This is a genomic window from Blautia sp. HCP3S3_C12, from assembly GCF_052064155.1.
Classification (GTDB): domain Bacteria; phylum Bacillota; class Clostridia; order Lachnospirales; family Lachnospiraceae; genus Blautia_A.
Genome location: NZ_JBQHWC010000013.1, coordinates 1 through 24,913 on the forward strand (window position 1 = coordinate 1; position 24,913 = coordinate 24,913).

10 protein-coding genes are annotated in these 24,913 nt (G+C 46.9%); 1 reads left to right on the plus strand and 9 read right to left on the minus strand.

The window, feature by feature from the left end:
• Positions 1-55: 55 nt before the first annotated feature.
• Positions 56-919 (minus strand): reverse transcriptase domain-containing protein, encoded by an 864-nt coding sequence (locus ACTNDS_RS10820; protein WP_441035665.1) that lies wholly within the window; start codon positions 917-919, stop codon positions 56-58.
• A gap of 579 nt (positions 920-1,498) precedes the next feature.
• Positions 1,499-8,584, minus strand: a complete 7,086-nt coding sequence (locus ACTNDS_RS10825) for a DEAD/DEAH box helicase family protein (protein ID WP_441035666.1) — start codon at positions 8,582-8,584, stop codon at positions 1,499-1,501.
• 83 nt (positions 8,585-8,667) lie between these two features.
• Between ACTNDS_RS10825 and ACTNDS_RS10830 the strand changes: the two genes are divergently transcribed.
• Positions 8,668-9,351, plus strand: a complete 684-nt coding sequence (locus ACTNDS_RS10830) for a type II toxin-antitoxin system PemK/MazF family toxin (protein WP_441035667.1) — start codon at positions 8,668-8,670, stop codon at positions 9,349-9,351.
• Between the two features lie 120 nt (positions 9,352-9,471).
• Here ACTNDS_RS10830 and ACTNDS_RS10835 read toward each other — a convergent pair whose 3' ends face one another.
• The 7 genes from ACTNDS_RS10835 to ACTNDS_RS10865 all read right to left on the minus strand — a co-directional run bounded on the left by ACTNDS_RS10835 (position 9,472) and on the right by ACTNDS_RS10865 (position 24,897).
• Positions 9,472-9,924 carry a helix-turn-helix domain-containing protein gene (locus tag ACTNDS_RS10835; protein WP_441035669.1) on the minus strand — a complete coding sequence of 151 codons (453 nt, stop codon included), beginning with the start codon at positions 9,922-9,924 and terminating at the stop codon, positions 9,472-9,474.
• A gap of 65 nt (positions 9,925-9,989) precedes the next feature.
• Positions 9,990-11,081, minus strand: coding sequence for a DUF5688 family protein (locus ACTNDS_RS10840; RefSeq protein WP_441035671.1), 1,092 nt, complete (start codon positions 11,079-11,081; stop codon positions 9,990-9,992).
• Between the two features lie 174 nt (positions 11,082-11,255).
• Entirely contained in the window at positions 11,256-18,002 is a 6,747-nt protein-coding gene (locus ACTNDS_RS10845) for a SpaA isopeptide-forming pilin-related protein (RefSeq protein ID WP_441035673.1), read from the minus strand.
• Between the two features lie 17 nt (positions 18,003-18,019).
• Positions 18,020-20,125, minus strand: a complete 2,106-nt coding sequence (locus ACTNDS_RS10850) for a DNA topoisomerase 3 (RefSeq protein ID WP_441035675.1) — start codon at positions 20,123-20,125, stop codon at positions 18,020-18,022.
• Positions 20,126-20,205: 80 nt separating this feature from the next.
• A complete protein-coding gene (locus tag ACTNDS_RS10855) occupies positions 20,206-21,837 on the minus strand; it encodes a CD1107 family mobile element protein (RefSeq protein WP_441035677.1) in 1,632 nt (543 codons plus the stop codon).
• Complete coding sequence (locus tag ACTNDS_RS10860) at positions 21,821-22,069, minus strand: DUF4315 family protein (RefSeq protein WP_441035679.1); 249 nt, start codon at positions 22,067-22,069, stop codon at positions 21,821-21,823. Before ACTNDS_RS10860 ends, ACTNDS_RS10855 begins: the two co-directional genes overlap by 17 nt.
• An 11-nt stretch (positions 22,070-22,080) precedes the next feature.
• Positions 22,081-24,897 (minus strand): CD1108 family mobile element protein, encoded by a 2,817-nt coding sequence (locus ACTNDS_RS10865; RefSeq protein WP_441035680.1) that lies wholly within the window; start codon positions 24,895-24,897, stop codon positions 22,081-22,083.
• Positions 24,898-24,913: the final 16 nt, after the last annotated feature.

Genomic DNA, 24,913 nt, shown 5'->3' on the forward strand with positions numbered 1-24,913 from the left:
GGTTCCGATGGGCCTGCCATCATCATTCACACAGCATGGCTATACTTGTTTGGCTTCATGCCACAAGTCCTCGCCTTCGTGGCGCACAATCGTCAGCATAACGTATAAAGTTCACTTTTGGAAAATATGCTTTTCCATCCCTTTTAGTTTTGTGGTATTTCTTTCTAATCTGGACTTCCAGACCATCCAACACCATATTGCAGATAGTTGGTGAGATAGCCGAACCCTGTGGGCTGCCGAGGTCTGTTGGAAATAATCTTCCGGTCTCGACATACCCGCTTTTTAACCATTTTCGCAGAATATCTCTGTCCATTGGGATATGGTTCAGTATCCATTCGTGACTGATGTTATCAAAACAGCCCTTAATGTCTCCTTCCAGCACCCATTTAGGGGATTTTGCTTTATTCAGACAGGTAAAGCACTGTTCGATTGCATCCTGTACACATCTCTTTGCTCTAAATCCATAGGAGTTAGGGTCAGCAGTGATTTCCGCAATCGGTTCCAGTGCAAATTTGTACAATGTCTGCATCGCTCTATCCTTCATACATGGGATACTGAGCGGCCTCATTTTTCCGTTCTTTTTCGGGATATATACCCTCTTTAACGGTAATGGTTTATAGCCTCTGCGTTTTAAGCTGAGAATTGCTTCATATTTCAGTTTGGGAGTAGACCATAAGATTTTGTCTACACCTGCTGTCTTTTTGCCTTTATTACTCGTTACTCTTTTTACAGCTAAAGCACGTCCGTAGAAAGAGTGTGTAAGCAGCCATTGCAAAGACTTTACTTTGCCGGTTCTGCCCTGTTGATGAGCCTTTACGATACGCATTTGCAGTTTTTTAACGTATGCATTCGCTTTGTTCCAGTCGATGCTGTCCCATGCCTTAGCAATGTCAGAAGTCGCACACATTTTCATGTTCATTTGCCTTACTCCTTTCAAAAATTCTATAAACTCTCTCGTAATTAAGCACCATGCGGAATTCTGCTCCCCTTTCGGGTGGGGCAAATTTTGAACCCCTATCCGTCCTCATTACAAGGTCGGCATTCGCTTCCTCCGCAATCCTTTACCCGCATTCCCAACGGCTTCCCTTACGGTCCACTTGCCTTTGCAGGCGAGAATACGGGCTTGACACGTTCCACTTAATCAACAATCATTGATAGTTTAGGTTCCACCTCTACTCCGGCAGTCTTATGTCCGTGTATTCCTATCGTGGAGAGGAATATCCAACTGCACACCTTTTGGTTCAAGCCTGTCAGCTACTTTGGCTTGTTCAGCCTTAACGAAGCTTACGGTGATTCAGTTAATTAACCATGCTATCAGAAAGCCTGCACCCTAACCGCCTTGTAGCTGGCAGTTTTGCTTCTCCCTCACGGGATTTGCTCCAAATAGGGTTCCATTTTATATCCGCTTCCGAACAATGCCATTACTGGCAAAGCCGGGGATATTGGCTTCATCCAACGGAATGGATGGTTTGGTCGGAATTACCGCCAAACAGTTAAATTAAGCGACTTCGTGTCGCACCCAGGAGTATGCATCAAATGTCCCTTCGGTGATATACCGGAAAATATGTACTTTCTTATTCCGGTTACCCTGCCGGATGATACGCCCCTCCCTTTGTTCAATGTCAGAAGGACGCCATGGTACATCCAGATGATGCTCTGCGATCAGAAGATCCTGCACGTTGGTACCGGCTCCCATTTTTGCGGTGGAACCAAGCAAAAAGCGAACCTGCCCGCTTCTTACTTTTGCAAACAGCTCCGCTTTCCTTGTTTCCGTATTGGCATCATGGATAAATGCGATTTGTTCCGGAGGCACTCCCTGTGCCATCAGCTTATCCCGGATGTCATGATAAATATTAAAAGTGCCGTCATTCTTCGGGGTAGACAGGTCACAAAAAATAAGCTGGGTGGATTTTTCTGCCGTTGTCTCCTTCCATATGCCCAGAGCTTTTTCCACACAGGCATTGGATTTCGAGTCCCCATCATCCGGAAGCATGGGGTTGATCAGGCGCTGGTCTAAGGCCAGTTTCCTGCCGTCATTGGTGATCTTGAGCATATTGTCCTGTGAAGGATCCACCAGTCTGTTTCTGACCGCCTCTGCCCTCTCTGAAAGGTCTTTTACCATGTCCTGCTGGTATCCGCTTGGTTTCAGCACCACATCCTCATAAACGGCTTCCGGGACAGGCAGTTTCAGCATATCCGGGGTCTGGATGTCGGCACTCTCCTTGAAAATGGAGATCAGCTCCGGAAGATTAAAAAACTTTGCAAATCTCGTCTTCGCACGGTAGCCTGTGCCTTCAGGTGCCAGCTCGATTGCTGTAGTGGTCTCTCCAAAAGAAGACGCCCAACTGTCAAAATGACCCAGTCCAAGGCGCTGCAGAGTACCATACTGCAGGTAACGCATATTGGTGTAAAGCTCCGTCATACTGTTGCTGATGGGGGTCCCGGTTGCAAACGTAATGCCTTTTCCACCAGTTATTTCATCCAGGTACTGGCATTTAGCAAACATATCCGAAGACTTCTGGGCTTCCGTCTGTGCGATGCCCGCCACATTCCGCATTTTTGTATAGAGAAACAGGTTCTTATAATTGTGGCTCTCATCCACAAACAGCCTGTCCACACCCAACTGCTCAAACGTAACTACATCGTCTTTCCGGCTCCGGTCATTGAGCCGTTCCAGCCGGGCAGCCAGTGATTTCTTTGTTTTTTCCATCTGTTTGATGGTATAGCGTTCCCCATTTTCTGCCTTCGCAGTTTCGATTGCCATTTCAATCTCATCAATCTGCCGCTCGATCATAGCTTCCTGCCGTTCAGTGGACAATGGAATCTTTTCAAACTGGCTGTGCCCGATAATGACCGCATCATAGTCACCGGTGGCTATCCTGGAACAGAATTTCTGCCTGTTCGCCGGTTCAAAATCTTTTTTGGTTGCAGCAAGGATATTTGCACCCGGATACAGGGTCAAAAACTCTGACGCCCACTGGCCTGTCAGGTGGTTGGGAACGACAAACAACGATTTCTGGGCAAGCCCCAGTCTTTTGCTTTCCATCGCCGCAGCTGCCATCTCATAAGTCTTCCCTGCCCCTACGCAATGGGCAAGAAGTGTGTTATCCCCGTATAGCTGATGGGCAACCGCATTTTTCTGGTGGGGACGCAGCACAATATCCGGTGACATGCCCGGAAATGTTAAATGGGAACCATCATATTCCCGTGGACGGTTGGAATTGAAAAGTTCATTATATTTGGCACAAAGCACTTCCCGGCGCCCGGCATCCTGAAATACCCAGTCCTTAAATGCTTCCCGGATTGCTTCCTGCTTCTGGCTGGCAAGGGTAGTTTCCTTTTTATTCAGGACCCGCTTTTCCTTTCCATCTTCCTCTATGGTGTCATATACACGGCTGTCACGCAGGTTCAGTGAGTCTTCCAGTATCTTATAGGCATTTGCCCGCTGGGTTCCATAAGTGGCATCTATCAGGGGATTTCCAAAATCGGCACTCTTGCCTTTGATATTCCACTGCCCGGTCACATTAGAATACTGTACCCCGATCATTCCCTGTTCCAGTTTTGCCTCCGGTGTTCCAAAAATCTCCCGCATAAAATCATTGATATAGTTCGGGTCTACCCAGGTGGCACCGAGCCTTACCTCAATTTCCGAAGCATCCAAAAGCTTCGGCTGCACCCGTTCCAGTGCGCTGACATTTATGGCAAATTCCGGGTGCTTTTCTGCACATAATCTGGCCACAGACAGCTTTTCCCTCACATTCCCGGATAAATATTCATCGGCAGTCTCCCATCCCGCATAATCGTCATTTAGGTCACTTAACGGGTTTTTAAAAATAACTCCGCTTAATTCATTTACAATCCGCTCATGGTTCTCAGGACCTCCAAGAAGTCCCTCCATGTACTGGAGATCTACACGGGCTTTTTCACTCATGGACACTGCCAGTGCTTCGGAAGGGGTATCTACGGAGGTAGCCACTTCCTGCCGTTTGATGGTACGTTTACTAAACATATCTGCTTTCCGGTTCAATGTCCCATCCTCATTCAGTACCTCCAGAGAACAGAGAAGATAATAGCTTGCATCCTGGTTAAATGCCCTTTTATTTGTTCTGGAATTGATCAGCCCGAATTTCTTTGTAAAATCATCATATAAGCTGGATAATTCCGCCTGTTTTTCCCTGATTGCCGCATCCCCGTATTCTTCCAGCTGATATGCGATCAGCTCATGGGTTGCTTCCCTCAGTGCAACCATGCCTTTGATCCTCTCCAGCATGGTATCCGCCATTTCTACCGGCTTCATCACGGAATTTTCCCGGTAATACACATCCCCATCCACCACGGCATAGCTGTAATTTTTTACAGACGGGTCTGCCGGGATTGCTTCCCTTTCCAGATCATCCTCCTGCTCATCCAGTCCTGCAGGCTCAATTTCCCCCACAACATGGCTGACTGCTTCCCGTAACTGTTCTTCAAAAGGCTTCCCCTCCACCGGCAGGCATGTGGATTCCATCCCATAAGGTCCGGATACCAGTTCCATCTTTCCCACTACCATCTCCGGATGGGCGATAAAATACTGGTTCATGGCAATCCCATCCCCATTTTCACCAAGATGTACCCAGTCCGGTTCCAGATCCATCATCCTGTCCCGTTTCTTAAAGAACAGAATATCCGAAGTGACCTCGGTCCCTGCATTTTCCTTGAATGCCGTGTTCGGAAGACGGACTGCCCCAAGAAGCTCCGCCCTTTGCGCCAGATATTTCCGCACAGCCGGGCTTTTTTTATCCATTGTCCCTTTGGACGTCACAACCGCAACAATCCCTCCCGGGCGTACTTTATCCAGTGATTTCGCCAGAAAATAGTCATGGATCAGGAAATTATACCTGTCATACGACTTATCTGCCACCTTATACTGGCCAAACGGAACATTTCCCACCACTACATCAAAAAAATCATTGGGATGGTCGGTTTTCTCAAATCCTCTGATCTGGATATTTGCTTTTGGGTAAAGCTGTTTTGCAATCCTTCCTGTCAGGCTGTCAAGCTCCACCCCATACAGGCGGCTTTCCTGCATCGCTTCCGGCAGCATTCCAAAAAAGTGTCCCGTTCCCATAGAAGGCTCCAGAATATTTCCTTTTTCAAACCCCATCCTGCCAAGTGCTTCATAAATGGAACGGATGATTACCGGGGAAGTATAATGGGCATTCAGGGTGGACTCTCTGGCGGAAACATATTCTTCCGGGCTTAAAAGACTTTTAAGCTGCACATATTCTCTGCTCCATGCACGATTTGTTTCATCAAATGCTTCGGCAAGTCCGCCCCAGCCCACATACTGTGACAGGATAGTTTGTTCCTCCGGGGATGCAATGCGGTGTTCCTGTTCTATACGCTGAAGTGTCTGGATTGCCGCCACATTCCGCTCAAACTTCTGCTTTGCCGTGCCTGCCCCTAGTGCATCATCCGTGATCCGGAAATTCATCGCACCAGCGGAATCTATTTTCTCTTTCTCCCCCTGTGGCTCTGGTTCCGGTGTCAGATCCGGCTGCAGGAAATCTGGTTCGTCTGATTTCGTATCCTGATTTTCCGCTTCCGTCTGCTCCGGTTCTGTTTCCAATCCAGATCTTATCGGCTCAGCCTCTTCTGGTTTTCCCTGTCCCTCCGGGTTTTCCGGTTCTTCTGCTTTATCCTGCTCTTTCCCCGGTTCTGGTTTTTCCCATTGCTGCGATATGTTCTGCAGAATCTCCCTGCCCGCCTGATGGACTAACTCATCATAAGGGATCACCTGCAGTTCCTCCGCATGGCTGGCGATATAATCCCTTGCAGCCGTCTCATTGATAAAGAATTTTGACTTTTCCGGATAGGCTTCCAGACGGCCATCTTCCCCAATCGTTACAAGGCGGTACCGGACTCCTTCCCTGCCATCCTGATAATGGTAAGTAAAGAATCCAATACTGTAGTCGGTAACGTCTTCTGTACTTTCCAGTGCCACCACTACACGGTTGTCTGTCTGTTCCTGCTCCGGCTCCTGAAGAACGGCGATTTCCCCGGAATGTTCCTTCTCGGTATCCGCAATCAGCTTGTTTCTTGCTTCTACAAGTTTTTGCTGTTCTTTCTCTGCCTTCCACTTTATATAGGCGGCTTCCGTCTCAGGTGTCAGAAAACGGTTCGTTTCTATCAAGGTTCGGATACGCTCTGCCACTTTCGGCCATGTCAAAAGTACCTTTGCAGATGGTTCAATAATGCTTCCTTTGCTGAGACGAAGCCCTTTTGCATCATGGTCCTCATAGCTGTGCCATGACCCTGGAAGGGCAGATGTACTTCCTCCTGTCCCATATTCATTTTTCAGGAAATCTGCCTGCTCTTTTTTATCATGGTTACTCTGGAAAAATTCATAGATACGGAATAAGCCATGCTCAAAACCGCTTCCCCTGCTCAACCGGTAATCTATTTCATCCTGGGTAATGAATGTCTCCACCGGGACTTCCAGATTTTCCGCAGGCGGAAACTTCATTGGTCTGCGTTTCAGTTCTTCCACAGACTCCCGGATATCCTCCGGCCGATAGACCAAATGGAAACGAGCTTTCACGTCCCCACGCTGCAATGCCCCTATGGCCTGATCCATATGGCCTAATACCTGGTCAATTCCTTCCTGCGAAGAAAAATACTCTGCCAGCTTTTCCTCCGCATCCGGATGGATATGTGGTATCTCCAACTCCTTCGGAACAGAACCGTATTCATCCTGAAAAAAGTTATAAACCTTTGAGGCCAGTTCCATTTTTTCCAGCGTCGGTACATGCCACATTTCTGCTTCATCCATATATTTTCCATCAAGGATCAGATTGTACGTGCGCTCTTCCACTTCCATCCAGGACAGCGTGCGCATTGGCTGAAATCTGGCTGCATCTGCCCTTGCAAATTTCATTCCATCCTCGTCGTACCAGACAGACAGAGGCTCTCCCTCAAAGGAAAAACCCTTTCCTCCCCTGCCATATTCCCGTTTCAAAAACTCGGCCATTTTCGCAGAATCCAGCCCTTTCTGGTATTTTGCAAAAATACGTGGCCTGCTGTCTCTCTGTCCGCCGCCGGTAAGCAGCACGTAATCCACCATCTCATCCGTGATCGGTTTACCCATGGAAAAAGGAACCATATCATTTGCATGGTTAATAGCGATGTTCCCGACCTGCTCTTCTGCACTTGGGAAAAGAGAAAGCTGCTCATATACAGAAGCTCCACCTGCATCATTGATTGGAGTTTCTTCTCCGGGCATGAAAAAATCAGGCAGTTCTTCACTGTCCGATTCTTTCATTTCCTGATCAGGTTGTGCTGATATTTCTTCCGCTTCCTCTAATTGTAGATCAGTTCTGTCAGTACGATCTCCTCCGCTGAATGACGGATGCTGTTCATGAGCTGAATCCATTTCATCTGGTCTTTGGATTTCAGTTCCTCTGTCACTCCCTCGTCCGCTGCCATCTGCTCCGTGATTTCCTCCATCCTCTGCTCTGCCGCTTTCTGAATCTCCAACAGATGGCTCATCAGCCTGCCGGTCAGAAGAAGTCCCGAGTAAAGCCCCTTCTTGTGTTCCTGCAGATATGTCTTCCGCATCATCCCGTATTTGGTCAGCACTTCCGCTGGCTGCTCGTCCATTTTGATATTCGGGATGTAATAATCGCCGTTCCTCTGATATGTCAGTTCCATAATCCTGGCTCCTTTCTTCATTCCTGCTATTTTCCGGATTTTCATTTGCATCCTCAACAGTGTTCTGCTTTTCGCTTTCACGCTTTAAAGCATTATAGTCTAAGTTATTACGATTTGCAACTCTTTTTTTAGATATTTCCCGGTCATAAGCACGGATTGCTTTTCCGATCTCCATCAGGACCGGTTTACAAAGTTCTGTAGTGTTACTTCCAAGCTGTGACAAAGCCGGAACCGCATTAAATTCATGGATATAGTCGAAGTTTAACAGTTCTTCGTAATCCTCCATATCCATTCCGCAACGGGCCAGCAATGTATAAGAGATACTGGACTGCATGGTTTCCCTAAGATGCACTTTTCCGGAATATTCATCTAACCCTTCCAGATAGCTTCCCTCTGTCAGATATTGTAAGTCCTCCCATACCTCCTCATAGCAGTCCAGCGTGATACGCTGTGCAATCTCCAGCAGACGTTCCTCAAAGCTTTTATCCTGCCGGGTGCCTCCATAGATATGTTCCAGATGATCTATTACCGTCTCCTGATGCTCCGGTTCCATCTTCCATAAATAAGGAGTACGCCCGATCCGCCGTGCCTTATGTATATCCGATATATCAAACACATATTTCAGTCTTGGTCTTGGAGCATCTTCATCTATCAGGGCAATTCCTTTTGCTCCTTTGTTGACCCAGCAATTAAACCGGCGACTGTTCCAGATGTCAATACTGGCACATGCCGTGGCATCCGGACGCTGTGCATAGATCAAAAGCTGTTCCTGAAACGGATATTTGTAAATTCGTGCTGCTGTATCCAGATACCGTTTCCATGTCTCCCCGTTTTTTACAACTTCTTTCGCTGTCTCTTCTGCCAGTTTTGAAATTAACTCATATTTATTTGCCAAAGAAATCCCTCCCTGTCTTTCTTATGTTGTACTTTGTCAGATAATCTGCTAAAATAAAATCATTATTCCGAAAGGAGAACCATATGAAACACACCGCCACTATAGATGATGCCAATCATTCCTTTAATAATACAGTTTCCACCCTGCGGAAACATTTTACCCAGATAGATTTCCATGAACCGGAACAGATTAAACTGGCAAATGAATATTATAAATGGACGACTCTTAAAACAAACTTAATTCTGGATGAGAAATCATTCCAAATACCGCCCATAGCCTTACCAAACACAATAAAAAAAGATACATATCAATGGCTTCGGCCTGAAAAGCAGGCTGTGGTTTCCAAGTATTACTGCTATGATAAAGAAACTGACAAATATATTATTTCTGTGAAAAAAGACTCTGTACCAAATGAGGATATTGAAATAATTGCCCGTTCCCTTGTCCTGATACGTAAGGCTGTAGTCTGGGTTGATTTTGGCTATAATATCGGTACAGAATTTGGTGGAAGGCATCCTGCAATCATTTTAAAAAATCTAAAGGACTCTTTGATCGTCATTCCACTTTCTTCACAGGAACCCAAAACCATGGACTACAGTGTAAAAGTAGATAAAGTCTATGGTTATCCACTAATGCCACGATGGGCAAATGTAACCCGTATCACACAGGTAAGCCTGTCACGGGTACATTTTGAAAAGATTGGTGATGTAAAGCCATACGTCCTCAATCAAATCAGTGAAAAAATGAAATCCTGCGGTATCATCTGATAACTCATTACATACCCTATACTGATTACAAAATCGTTTGACAAAGCATACTGTTTATGCTAGTATGATGTTGTAAACGCAGGAGCAATCCTGGTAATTTTGTAACCGAGAAGCTGTCATTTATGGCAGCTTCTTTTTGTTGCATTGCCACTTCCATTCCTGATACTCCCTTTCAGAAATCTCATGGCTATTCAGCCTGTCTTTCTGTTTCATCCATTCCTTCAGAAATTCCTGAATCGCTTCTTCTGTAAAGACCAGAAGGACACTTCCCTTTTCCATTTTCTCCGGATTGCCAACCTGTACCCATTCCCGGTCAGTCTCATCCATCCAGAGCAGCATCTTCATCAACTCTTTTTCTGAATCCGGGCTTCTCCTGCAGAATATCTCCGGGTTTACCTCCAGAACTTTTGCAATAGCTTCCAGCCGTTCTTTCTTAGGCATGCGATGCCCAGTCTCATATTGGGCAATCCTTACATCAGCACTGTTCTCCGGGCATCCAAGCCTCATTCCCAATTCCTTCTGCGTCATGCCACGGTTCCTGCGTACCTGCCTGATCTGTTCACCTAATGTCATAATCCCATCCTCTTCTTATAACGGCAGGACTATCCGCAGACAGCCCCGCCGTAAACTTTTGTATTTTATATTGCAAGCCCAGGTTCCAGACGGGTATTCCCCGGCTCTTTCGTGATCCGTTCCTTTGCCGTATTCAGCTTATCCATAATCGACATCGGTCGATCTGTATTCTTCTCTTCTGCCTTTTCGGCACGTTCACTGGCAATCGTAAGCTGATGTGCCTCCTTATCGTAGAAATAAACTTCCCCTGTCAGGACATCCATCGGAGAGACTTCTGTCTGATTGACCTCATTTACCATATTTTTTAATTCCTGAAAATCAATGATCCCGTCATCCGGAACGATCAGAACCTCATGCACCGAAGAAGGCAGGACAAAGTAATCCCCGCCCACCTTTTCAGCAATCTGCTCTTTCATTTCCGGATAAAACAAAGCAGCTGCGCCCTCGCTTGTCCTGTCATTGGTCAGAACATACATGGGAAGTTTTGCATCCAGCATATCATCCGAAAACATTTCTTCGAAAAAAGCCCTTGTTTCCGCATCCATAGAAGCAGGTTCTACGCCGGTAAATTCCTTTACCATCATTTCTTTCATAATCTCTGCCATTGGCCGGAATACAGCCGGAAACTCCCTCTGAGTATTTGCCAGTGCCAGGTCATACAGTTCTTTTTCTGTCACTCCCCACTCCTTCTGGAGCATACCGTTAACCAATGCGGACATTGTACCTTCCTCACCTTTATCCAACAGTACCCGGTAAACCAGTGCCATATCATTCTCCATCCGGTGAGGAATCTTCTGCAGCATATCCCGGTTACTGTCGGCACCGATTACACGGAAGATAATCTTATCCTTCACCTGCGCAAAATTCTGAAATACTTCCACATCTTTCTGATCAGGCATCATACACTCTGCCCGGATTTTTCCGATCTGCGCCAGAATGTTTTCCATGCTCCGGCCATCCTGATGCTGCCCGTAAAATTCATTCAGATATATGGAAGGAGCCATATGTTCTCCCGGAAGCATGACCTGAAGGGCATCCAACGTTACCCCATTATTCTTTGTTATCTGTTCCACCCTGACAACTGCATCTGCATACTTTTCGGGAAGATACCCTTTGATCTCTTCTGCTATTTTTGCCTGAAATTCCTGATAATCCATCTATTTCTCCTCCTTTGCTTTCTTGTTATGGCATTTCCTCACTTTTACTGCATAGGCTGCCAGCCTTTTCTTAGCCATTTCTTTGTGTTTCATTTCTACTTCTGCTTTTACCATGTTTTATACCTTCTTTCTTTCATAATGAGGGCTGCATGTTGCCATGCAGCCCAGGATGCTTTATTTTTTATGTTTCTTCATAACAAACATTGTGACAATCCCACCTGCAGATAATGCCATCAGAAGCACAAACAGCAGAATTGGTGTATGGTCACCTGTTTTTGGACTGTTCGCAATTACAGATGTCGGAGTGTTTTGCGCAGAGGACGGTGAATCCGGTGCAGATAAAACCGGTGCAGAAGGTGTTTCCGGCTGTTCTTCCGGAATCTTTTCATTGGTAAGGTCAATCTTATACTCCACAACCGGTGTTTTATCATCCACATAAGAGAATTTTACCTTGTATTCTGTCTTGTCCAATTTATAACCTTCCAGCGTTTTCGTTTCTTTCAGGATATAAACAATCTCCTTTCCATAAGCACCATTCTTGAATGTAGCAATCGGATAACTATTCGACTCCGCATGGCCTGCACTGTCCGTAACCAGTGTCTCAAGGACTTTTCCTTTGCTGTCACAAAGGGCAAATTCCACTTCCTTCATCGGCTTTTTGGTATCCTTGTCGGTCTTATTTAAAATGACTCTTCCCCTTGCCTGGTCATCCTCCATCTTCACAGACTGTATTTCTCCGGTATCTTTTACTGTGAATTGCACTTTATTGGAAATGATATATCCCTTTGGAGCAGACTCTTCCAAAAGTGTATAAGTCCCAACCGGAAGTTTCTCCACATAATGCGGTTCTTTTCCGGATGTCCAGCTTTCCATCACCTCATTATTCTCATTCAAGATATACAGCTTTGCCCCCTCGATCTCGGAGCTTCCGTCTGTCATATCTACCTTGCTGATCTGAACTTTTGTAACATCGTCCTTCATTTCCACTTTCTGCACTTCTGCAGTATTCTCTACCGTAAATGTAATGCTTTCCGCTGTTACATATCCATCTGCAGGGATTTTCTCGGTCAGCGTGTATTCCCTGCCGGTCTCCAGTTCCCGGATCACATGCGGTGTTGTACCGGATATCCATTCGTCCACTACATTTCCATCTTTATCCGTCACCTGCAGTTTGGCTCCCGGAAGTTCTCCACCGGTTGTAAGGTCTGATTTCGTGATCTCCACGGTTGTAGGTTCGTTTTCAAAAATGAAGTCGAACATGACCTCTGCCTGATCCTCACCGGCATAAGTGAAGTCAAATTCCTGCACCTCACCTGTGGTCACAAAACCAGCCGGTGCCTGAACTTCCTTCACATAGTATCTTCCGCCCACGGGAAGATCTGCTGAAAAGAGGATTTTTCCCTCTTTATCCGTCGCTTTCTGCTCAATGATGGTATCTGCTTTCAGAAGCACTTTTCCGTCCGAATTTTTAATATCCTCTCTTGTACAGAGGGCAAACACTCCACCCTCCAGGACACGTTCCAGACCTTTTTCTTTCTTTACAACAGTTACTTTTGCCTTCTGGCGGCTGTTCTGCCATTCCTCATCGTAAGTAACCACAGGGGTATCCTGGTCACGGTAGGTAAGGTCGATCTCCCTTGCTTCCCCGTCCAGCACAAACCCTTCTGCAGTTTCTTTTTCCACCACATAGTATTTTCCAAGAGGCAGGTCATCCGCCCTCGCATAGCCCAGCGCATCCGTTGTGATGGTTGCTACAAGGTCATCTTTTTTGTAGTAATCCTCACTCTCACCATCTGCAGCTTTGATGTCCTCCAGCGCATATACCTCAAAAGTTACATCCTTCAGGGAACCTGTCACATAGCCAAAAGCAGATTCCATTGCTCCTGCCATCATATCATTCCATGTGATCTCACCAATAAATTCACCTTTTTTGTTGATGATGATACGGCCTGTCGGTACATCGTCTTTCATTTCCACCTTCTGTACTTCTGCAGTATCCGCAACAGTAAATTCCACTTCTTCCGCTTTCAGGTAACCATAAGGCGCAAACTCTTCCCGGAGAATGTAAGTCTCTCCCACATGCAGCCGTTTGATCACATGCGGCTCTCCTTTTACAGAAGTCCATGTATCCACTGTATTCTTGTCCTGATCCAATACTGTCAGTGTTGCCCCATTCAGTTCTACACTGGTTGTCAAGTCAGATTTTGTAAATTCTGTAATGGTCGGCTGGTTCTTAAAGACTTCTTCCAGACGGACAACTTCTACTTCCTGTCCCTGATAGGAAGCAGCTACTTCAATGGTTTCCCCATTAGAAACAAAACCTGCAGGTGTCTTTGTCTCTTTCACATAATATGTTCCAAACGGCAGGTCCTGCCCAAAGACTGCTTTTCCATTCTCATCCGTAACGGCAGATTCAAGAAGCGTATCTGCCTTAACAATGACTGCATCACCAGCTTTGATATCCTCTTTTGCATATAGGGCAAATTCCGCTCCCGCCAGCAGTTTTTCATTTTCCGCATCCTTTTTCACAGCAGAAATTTCCACCTTCTGGCGTTCATTGGAAAATTCCACGCTTTCAGAAACCACCGGGGTATCCTGCCCTGCATAAACAAACTGCACATTCTGTGCTTCGCTGTTCTGCACAAAACCTTCCGGAGCTGTTTTTTCCACTACCTTGTATGTCCCAAGGGGAAGATTCTTTAAAGTGGCTGTGCCGTCCTTGCCAGTAGTCAGTTCTGCCACCAGTTCATCTTTTGCATACTCCAGGATACGGTTTCCATTGGAATCCTTCTGGAAATCAGCCGTATAAATATCTTCGGCTGCATAGACCGCAAATACGGCACCTGCAAGGTTTTGGACTTTGTATGTAAAATCCTTTTTATATCCGTCCAGCACTTCGCCCTTTTTCACTACCGTCAGCTCGCCTTTTACCGGATGGTTCTCATACACAGCTTCAATAATAATATCTTTGCTGACATCATCCTGATAATATGCAGTATTGGAATCCACTGTGACTTCCACATAATTCTGATTGATGGTATATCCTTCCGGAGCTGTCACTTCCTCGACCCGGTAATGGCCGATGGGCAGGCTCTGTGGCAGGATCAGATATCCGTCCGCATCCGTGAAATAAGATTTATGGGTAACTGTAGTAGGATATGTGGTAACCTGTTCCACATATTTTTCATGGTCAAGGTCATAAATCTTAAATTCCGTACCCGGAATCAGGACTGTTTTCTTCGTCTCATCATCCAGTTTGATGATCTTCAGTTTTGCTTCAAATTCATCATCCAGAAGCACCCTCCAGGTCTGCGGTGTGTTCGGATGGTTTTCCGTAATCCTTACGATAAAATCATCCACCGGCTCATAGTTGTGGGGCGTAGTTGTCTCCCGTACAAGATAAGTTCCAAAAGGAAGTGCAATGGAACAGGCATATCCCTTTTCATCGGTAAAGATCTCCGTTGCCCCATTTTCCCCGATCACAACCGGCTTTGCAGAGGAGAAATCATAGCTTCCATCTTCTTTTGTTTTCAGACTGCTCACCAGATAGGCAGAGAAACCGGCACCTTTAAGCAGGTCTGCATCTGTCTTTCCATTCTGGGCAGCTTTGATGATCTGGAACGGCTGCTTGATCACCTGCTCTGGTGAGGTACAGATTTGCTCCACTGTTTTTACAAGGTCACCTTCAAAACTGCAGGAAAGGTCATACTCCTTTTCATCCAGCAGATAGCCATTTGACGGGGTGATTTCTTTCACATAATACTTTCCAAGATATAAGCCCGTTACCGATGCTTTGCCTTCCGCATCCGTAGTCAATGTTGCAATCTGTGTCCCTGCAGGATAGATCACCCCTGTCCTTCCGTCCGGATGAACAATATCTTCCCGGGCAAACAAACCATATACGGCATGTTCAAGAGTAGCATCCCCCTGGGGAGTGCCTGTTTCCACATCTTTCTTTACCAGCCTGATCACGGCATCCACCCGCTCATTGGTAAAGGTATGGGAAAACTTCTGTACCGGTTCTTTGTCATGGGTATAAGCAAAAGCAAAAGTATAGACATCCTCACTGTTGCGGTAATAATTATCCGGGGCCTGCAGTTCTTTCAGATAATAACTGTTTCCAAGCGGAAGATCTGCCTGGTACACCGCCGAACCGTCTGCACCTGTAACTGCCTGCTCGATCAGGGTATCCTTCTTTACAACCATAATCCCGTCTGTGTTTAGGATATCATTTCCTGCAAACAGACCATACCTGCCGCCCGCTAGGGGATTTTCTGTTTCCCTATCTTTTTTCACAACCGTAACTTCCGCTTTCTGGCGGTCATTGGAAAAGGTTACGTTTGCAAATACCACACTTTCATTCTGGCCTGCATAGCTTAATGTGACTGTTTTGCTTTCCCCGTTATTGATATAGTTGCCCGGAGCTTTTACCTCTGTTACCACATAAGAGCCAAGAGGAAGGTTGTTAAGCGTTGCACTTCCGCCCTCCCCGGTTGTCAGGTTCTCCGTCACTGCCATTCCTTTTTTATAGACCACCGAACCGGCGGCATTGGTAATATCCTCTGCGGCAGTAACTTTATATACAGCACCTTTCAATTTTCGTTTTTCATACTGGAAGGAAGTCCCGGACTCTGTAACGGAAGCTCCGGTCAGGACTTCCCCTTCTTTATATACTGTCAGGCTTCCTGTCTGTTCCTGATTAGGAATGGTTTTGGTCACTGTCTTCCCTACCACCAGATTGATATTCTCTGCCTTTGCACTTACCACATATCCCGCTGGTGCGGTGATCTCTTTTAAGTACACAGTTTCCTGTGTCTTGGTCAGTGTCACACTGGAGGCACCGTTATTATCCGTTGCAGGCATTTTGGCGATCAGGTTCGTGCAGGCCGCATCACTGTAAATGCCAAATACAGCACCTGCCAGCTTTGCCCCGGAAGTGCCATCCTGCTTCACAATGTCAATCTGTGCCTGCTCCGGCCAGTCCACCGTAAGAGAAATATCCGAAGAATCCGTATAATATCCAAAGCCAATGTCCTGTGAGTTCTGCAGTTTCAGAAGCATAGCATGGAAATCCAGCGGATATTTGGAAGTGATCGCATAGTTTCCTTTCAGTTTGCTGATGTCATTGGTTGTTGCAACCAGATGGAATTTCTCCCCGCCTTTTACTGTCACATTTCCAGTCCCTGTTTTTCCGGTTGTTTCATTTACAAGGCTTACCCCATCCTCCAGATGGATGGTGATCGTGAAAGCTTCATTTGCTTTCCATGTAAAGGTCTCTGTTTCTGCTCCATTTGCCGTAACGGAAAGGCCCGGAAGCAGCTCCATGGCTGTCGGGTCGGGCATTTTTGCCAGTGCTGCCTTGATCTCCCGCAGCATATTTTTTGCAGTATCCGACAAAGCCCCACCGAAACCGGACTCGCCATCATAAAGATAATCCACCAGATAATGCTGCATCGCCCTTGTCTCGGATGTACACCCTGCCTTTTCCATGATCTGTTTGATGTTATAGCCGTTGAACGTGCCGCCCCATCCGGGACCGCCATAACCATAGAAGAATGCTTTTCGGAGATACTTATCATCACCGCCCTCATCCAGCTCGATCATATTCTTATAGGTAGTCCCGCTGGGTGGGGAAGACATGGAATGCTGCATACAATACGCATTAACCGTATAAGTCTTGCCGCCTACTTTGTAACGGATATATTTATAGGAGTCATTGCCTCCGCTTCCCATAACGGAATTGAAGGGATGAAGCTGTCCGTCAGAATAGTAATAATAGGTATTCGCCTCAATCTCCGTTGCTTCATCCCATAAACCTTCGTCTCCGGCTGCTAAAAGCATGATGCCACCCTGTGCCTGGTCAACGGCAACCTCCAGTGCAATATCCTCTGCAGGCATTTCAAAACTGAATGTATCTGTCTGGGCATGGTAAGTTACTTCGGAATACAGAAGATCCGCCGTATTGCCCTGTGCGTTTGCTTCCTCTTTTAAAGCCGCTACTGCTGTCAGACATCCTTCCGGCAGGTTGGTGGAAAATTCCACCGTTTCACCGGCATCATAGCTCCCATCCTCATGGTTCAGGACAATATCCAATTCTTCCCCTTTTGTAATACGGACCTGGTAATCACCGTCACCGGAAGTTTCAGACTCTGCTTCTGTTTCTGTCTCTGACTCTGGTTCTTCTTCTGTCTCCAGCTCTGTTCCATCTTCTGTATCAACTGTCACCTCTGACTGCTCTTCCTCCTGAAGAACAATGACCTCTGTTTCTTCCACTGCCGGTTCCTGTGGCATCTCCGTTTCATTGGAAGGAAGTTCCGGATCACCCGTTGTTTCCTCTTCTGTGATTTCCGTACCATCTGTCACAGGTTCTGTTTCTGTCTCCGGAATGGGGAGTTCTGTCACAGGCTCCTGCGAGTCCGGCTCTCCTTCCTCGTCCCCGGATTCTTCCATGGAAGTTTCCGTACCGGCATCGGTTACCGTCATTTCCTGCTGTACGGTTCCGGAAGCTGCCGCTTCCCTGACGATGATCTTTCGGGAAATCTGATATACCGGATGGCCGCTTACCGGTTCTACATAATACACCGCTTTATAAGTATCGGCATGGTTGATAGAGAAGTCCTCGTCCGCCTCATTCTTTGCTTCATGGAAGGTTACTTTTACTTTCTCTTTATCCGGAATTTCTATCCCGGTCATGTCTTTGGTAATGTCAAAAACAGAGCCGGTATCCACTTCCAGGTCTTTTGCCGTTACCACTTCATCCACATCCAGAAACTCTTTTACCTCTTCGTAAAGGGGATACTCCTTCGCTTTCTTTTCTTCTTCCGACGCATATGCCGGTAAAGAAGAGAAAATTGTGGTAAATACCGTAAGGATTGCCATCATTCCTGAAAGGAACTGCCTCAATGTTCTTTTTCTATTCATGTTTGCTACCTCTTTCTTTATTTATGGTTTGCTTTCTTCCCTTTGCTGTCTTTCTCCCCGTCAAATGTCATGGAAAACTGCGGATATTTTCCGGAAGTATCCATGTGGATAGTGGCAGCAAAAGTACAATCTTTTTTCTTGGAATACAGGCCGGATACCTTTGCTTTTCCATTCTTTAAAAGCGCCTGGACAACAGGTCTGCTCAGCTCCTTACGCATGGAAGCAAAATACCGGTTATTTTTAAATAAGGCAAAATCACAGTCCCTGTTTTCACAGTAAAAGTTCGTTCTGCCTTCATAAACATTGCCGCCACATTTCGGGCATCTGCCCACCGCCTCACGGTCACTGGCAAACATCCCCTGCTTTGATTCATCCACTTCATGGTAGGTATGCACCAGAGCGGACACCATCGCCTCAATCCCTTCCATAAATACTTCGGAGGACTTTTCCCCTTTGGCGATCAACGTCAGGTCATTTTCCCATTCTGCCGTCAGTTTTGGCGATTTCACTACCTCCGGCAGCACCGTGATCAGTTTTACACCATCCTCTGTGGGAAGCATCTGCTTATTTTTTCTCTCAACAAATCCTTTCTCAACCAGCTTTTCAATGATCGCAGCTCTGGTTGCCGGTGTCCCAAGCCCCTTTCTTTCCACTTCTTCACCCATTTCTTCGCTTCCGGCATGTTCCATTGCAGACAGAAGCGTATCCTCTGTAAAATGTTTCGGCGGTGAAGTGTAATGCTCACTGACCTTTGTATCCACATCATGAAATGTCATTCCCTCTGCCAATCCCGGCAATGGAACTTCTTCTTTTTCGTTTTTCTTTCCCGTTTTATATTCTTTCAGGAACTGTTCTTCCGTAGTTTTCCATCCATTCTGCAGGATGGTCTTTCCGGAAGCCGTGAAAAAAATACCATTACATTCCAGTTCCGCCTTAACGTTCTCAATTTTATGCACCTCTCCTGTCGCACAAAGGAGACGCATGGCAATCAGGGATAAAATCTGCCGCTCCCCTCCCGGCACTTTCCCCAGGTCTGTCTTTCTGATCTCCACGGTAGGGATTATGGCATGGTGGTCGGACACTTTCCTGCTGTCCATTACCCTCCCCACATCCGGAACCGGCAGGCTACTCTGCATAAATGTGAAAACCATCTGTACCGCCGCCGCTGACTCCAGCGCATTCTTCTCCATATCATCCGTCAAAAACTGGCTGTCTGTCCTCGGGTATGTTACCAGTTTCTGTTCATAAAGGCTCTGGGTGTAATCCAGAGTCTGCTGGGCAGTGAAGCCAAACAGACGGTTTGCATCTCTCTGGAGGGTTGTCAGGTCATACAGCTTCGGCGGATACACAGACTTTTCTTCCTGTTTGACAGACACAACAAGAGCCTGCCCTTTTTGGCAAGCTCCCATGATCTCTCCCGCCTTATCCTGTTCATCAATCCTTCCTGTCACAGCATCCAGCCCGCCGCACAGGAGATGCACCATAAAAAAACGCTCCTTCTTAAAATCTGATATGCTCTGTTCCCGTTCCACCATCATGGCCAGTGTCGGTGTCTGTACTCTTCCCACCGTCAGCCTGTGACGGTATAACACGGTAAACAATCTTGTGGCGTTAATGCCGACCAGCCAGTCCGCTTCACTTCGGCATAAGGCAGACAGGTAAAGATTGTCATACTCCCGTCCATCCCGAAGATTGGCAAACCCGTCCACAATGGCCCGCTCCTCCATAGAAGAAATCCACAGGCGCTTAAATGGTTTTGTACAGCCTGCCTGCTCATAGACCAGCCGGAAAATCAGTTCTCCTTCCCGTCCTGCATCTGTCGCACAGACTACTTCTGACACCTTTGGGTCATGGAGCAATGTTTTCAGTACCTCATACTGTTTTCTGGTACTTTCCTTTACCTTGTACTGCCACACATCCGGAATGATGGGAAGCTGTTCATAAGACCATTTCTTCCATTCTTCCCGGTAGGAATCCGCACTGGCCAGTTCCACCAGATGCCCTACACACCACGACACCAGATAACCATTCCCCAGCAGATACCCGTTTTTTGCTTCCGTGGCATGAAGCACCTGGGCGATGCTCTTTGCCACGCTGGGTTTCTCCGTAATTACTAACTGCATGTTTCACCCCGTTTCTCTTTAATGAAAGGAATATCTTTTTATGATAAGAAGCGGTGCCAAAACACCGCTTTCTTTCCTGTTTACATATAGTCCTCATCTTCCAAAGAGTCCTCATTTTCCGGTTCTTCTTCACCGGTATCTTCCTCCGGTTCTGTTTCGGTATCATCTTCTTCATAGGCGGTTTCTCCCTCATCCTCATCTTCGTCATCATACTCAAAAGATTCTTTCTTTCCCCTGACGAATTTCAGGTAATAATAACCTCCGCCGACACCCACAAGGGCAAGCACCATCAAAAGGATGGTTCCCGAATTATTTGCTGTCTTTTCTGCAGGTTTCGCCTCTTCTTCCGGTTCTTTTTCTTCCGGCTCTGTTTCCGGTTCCTGTTCCACTATTTCCAGAGGGAGGGAAGACTCCATGACCGCCTGGTTCTGTGGAAGCGTTACGGTATCCGTATCCGTAAAGTTTAACAGGTCATTTTCGCTTACTTCTGTCAGAAGGTATACGTTATCATCCGTTTTATCCATATCAACGATCAGATAAAAAATCTTTCCGCTCTTTGTCCGTATGGTATAAAACTCTTTCCCGCCTTTGACAGTAGAAGAAATAATATCGCCCTGTATCCTTCCGGTATCTGTATCTGAAATGGCAATCTCCGTATCCGATGTCTCTGTTGTCTCTGTTTCACCAGAGGATGTATCGCTGACCGTTGACTGGTAATCCGTCACCGTTGCTGTGGCACTGGTCGGGGCTGTCGGGCTTGCATCCACCGGAAGAGAGTTGCTATTTTCTTCTGTACCAGTCCCGTCCGACGGGTTGGATACAGCATCCGGATTTTCATAATATGGATTGGCTACCTGATAAGTCTCTGACAGATTACCCGCATTATCCCGGACCTGCAGGGTAAAATACTGATAGGAAGTATCTGCCCTCTGCAGCCTTACCTTTAAAGTATTATCCGTCAGTTCTGTAAATTCGTTTCCATTCACATAAATCGCTGCCACCCCGGAGCCTTCATCAGTTCCCCGGATGATCAGAACCCCGTTTTTTGCTGCAGCACTCAGGGTCGGTTTTGTCTGGTCAAAGCATTCAATATATCTGCTCTGTGTATAGGTCTGTCCATTCTGGTCCGTGACCCGCACATACACACTGCAGTTCCCGGTCACCGTCACTTCCCGTTCCTGTGTCACATCCAGCCAGCTTCCATTTTCAGAAATCCTGGCTTCCACTTTCGCAACAGAAAAATTGCCGCTCCCTGCCGCATCCTCCACCTGGATCATGGCTTTCGCCTGCTCTTTCTGCCATCCGTCCGGTTCCGTAATGGTGATCACTACATCTGGCTGTACTGCGGTTTCCTGTGTTTCCGTCTCTGGTACGGCATTCTCACTTTCTACTGCAGTATCTTCTGCAGCGGTATCTGCCTGCACTTCCCCTGCCGTCTGTTCATCAGGCAGATCTTCTGACTGGATAACTGCAGTCTGTTCTCCTGCTTGCTCTTCTTCTGGCTGGGCAACTGCCGTTTGTTCCTCTCCTTGTCCTTCTTCCGGGAAAATTTCAGTATGTTCCTGCTCTGCAGCTTCTTCAGCAGCCATTTCCGTGGCCTGTGCAAACACATTTGCGCCCACCGTGGAACCCAAAAATGCCGTCCCCAAAGGGACACCGGCCACTGTAACTGCAAACAACAGCGCAGCCGCTTTTTTATGGATTTTCTTCATTGCCTGTCTGCTCCTTTTCTCTGTTTTCTAAAATCTGTTTCTGTTCCTCATTGCTGATGTCAATCATCAGCTGAAGTTCCTCGGCTGAAATACCATGTTTCCGGATGATCTTCAGGTATTCCATATCCTCCGCCTGTTTCTTCTGCTCTTCCAAATCCCTTGCCCGTTTCTGGAGCTGTTCGATTCTGGTATAGGTTTTGGAAAGTTCTGCCTTGATTCGCTCAATATTCAATGGTTTCCCTCCTAATTTGGTCTTCCGAACCCGTAAAAATGGGACTGCCAGTAAGCCGTATTGATAGATGTGTACTGGATCGGGTCACCACAGTGGATCATCTGTCCGTTACCGGCATAAATCCCCACATGGGTAACCGGTTCCCCGGCATTGTACGTTCCGGTAAAGAAAATAATGTCCCCTGCCCTGGCCTCTTCCGGTGCTATCGGCGTACAGATGTTGTAAATTCCCTGTGCCGTCAGCCTTCCCATGTTGCAGACTCCGGAATTGGTAAACACATAGCTTACAAACCCGGAACAGTCAAAGGACGTTGCAGGGCTGGATCCTCCCCATACATACGGCATACCCAGATAACGTTCTGCCTCTGCAAACAGCCTGCGTACTGTCTCATCGTCATAAGCAGCGCCGCCTCCATATAAGCCGCCTTCACCGGTTCCGATATAAAAGATCGGGTTATAATAAGTCCCGTCTTTTACGATCTCCAGATAAAGCTGGCTTCCGGTGGCACTTCCTGTACTTCCCGTGGTACCGATCACTGTATCTTTTGTAACGGCTTCTCCCCGGGATACAGACACATTCTGCAGATAGGCATATTTTACCTGCACACCTTTTTCATCCTGTGTCACCACATAATTTCCAAAAGTGCTGTCATATCCTGTCCGGACCACTGTGCCATCCATCACGGACTGTACTTCTGTTCCTTCCCGGACATTGATGTTCACACCCCGGTGCAGTTCCATCCTCCCTGTGGAGTTATTGATGGAATATCCATAATAACCGCTGACATAGGAATACCAGTTCAGCTCAATGGGCGTATCATAATCTTGCAGGTTTCCCCGACAGGAATACACTACCTCATAGATTTCTTTCTGTTCTTCATCCATGCGTGACTGGACAACACTCCAGAGCGGCTTAGCCGTCAAAGAAACATTCAGCACATCTGCGGTCACTGTTCTGGTCACCTCTACAGAGTTGGCATTTCCCTCTGCCAAAAAGCATTCCCAGGTCTGATGCCCATGGGCAGACGCTGCTGCGTGATTGTCATAATACACATCAAACTGGACTCCATATCTGGCAAAGTTGCCGGTGTCTTCCACCGTATATTCCACACCGTTCATCACCACTTTCGTCCCCATCGGGAGAAATGGATTGGATGCATCCACAGCAATGGTATGGTTTGCCTGCGGCATGGCACCGCTGGCTGTCGGCCCGCCACTCCATACCCCACAGCAGATCGGGCAGTTGCAGTAACCGCTTGTGACCACATTTCCCAGGGACTCACCCACCCGTATGGTTCTTGTTTCCTCCCTTGTTTCCGTAGTCTCTTCTACACGGATGCCGTATTGTTCAGAAAACAGGGACTCCAGTTCTCCTTTGACCTGTGAAAAAGTAAAATCCCCATACTTTGCAGTCAGGTAACTGATCAGTGTATGGGGATCATGCCCAATGGCTCCAATATTGAACCGGTATTCATCTTTTCCCGGATACTGCGCTTCCATCTGGTTGATCTGTTGCTGCAGCTCGGCTTCCATCTTTGTGTAGTAAAGCTCTGCCTGTTCAATCTCCTCCGGATCTGCTATGTAACTGGTCGCTATCACCGTAGAAACATTGTCTGTCAGTATCATGGAACAGGATGAAATACCTGTCATGATGATCAGCAGTAAAATCAGAAGCAGCAATGCGGAAACAATCAACGTACTGTTACGTGTGATCATCTCCTGGACCTTTCTGGCTACCTTTGTAGATACATCAGCCATCTTCAAGGTTGTCCTTTTGGTTTCTTTCTGGATTTTCCCTGCCCTGTATGCGATTTTATACTCCCGCTTAATCCTCTGTTTCTGCAGCATTTTCCGGAACAGTTTTTTTTGCATTTCCGGGTGTTCTTCCAGCCATTTCCGGTACTGGTAATTCGTATTTGCCAGATAAGTTTTCCGCTCCAGACGGTTCAGGCTGCTCTGCTGTTTTCTCTGCTTCCGGAAATTCCGGTTGCTGTGCTGCCGTAGCAGTGCCTCCCCTGCCTGCTCCCCTTTATGGGCGGCTTGTACAGCAGAATTATCCTGTTCCTCCTGCCGGATTTTATTGTGTGCCAGATTCCCAACATCATCTTTCAGCCGCACCCCGGCTTTCTTTACTGCCGGAACTGTTTTCGCTGCTTTTGGTGTTTCTTCAAAATACAGCCGGTATTTGCTTCCTTCCGGCGCATCCTCCCTGACACGCTGCAGTTTCATGGATTTCTTCTGTGTCTGGTGCTTTTTGGCATGTTCCAGCTTCTGGGCAGCCTTTTTTGACTTTTCTTCTGCCCGGATGAGCTTCCGGCTTTTCTCCGTTTTAGGTTCCGTTCCCGGTATCTTTACATCTTTTTGTTTCTGATTCAGGCTCCCATCCGCTTCCATCTTGTCAAACTGAAGCCTTGAGGCTTTCACCTGTTTCTGGTTATGGTAACGCCTCCGGTTCCTTGCCTTCCGTTCCCGGACTGCCGCCGCTGATTCACGGGGTTCTTTCCTTCTGTCATCCGGATAACTGCTCTCCTGCGGTTCTTCTGCATTTTCCTCCGCTTTGGCAGGATCGTTTTCTTCCTTTTCTTTTGGCAGTCGGCTTCTGGCCTTGTTTTCCGGCGGTCCTTTCGTATGCTCTTTTTTCTGTGGTTTCCTCCTTTCTTCCCGGTCTGCCGCAAAGGACTGCTCTGCATCTGACTTTTTAAAAGATAATTCTTCCTGCTTATCTGTCAGCTTTCGGCTCCCCTTTGTGGCAAGGTTCTCTTCTACCAGGCCACTCCTGGTCATACGGTTTACTTTCTTCTCTTTTGCCTTAAACTTCTGCTCCTGCAAAATGCCTCACCTCTTT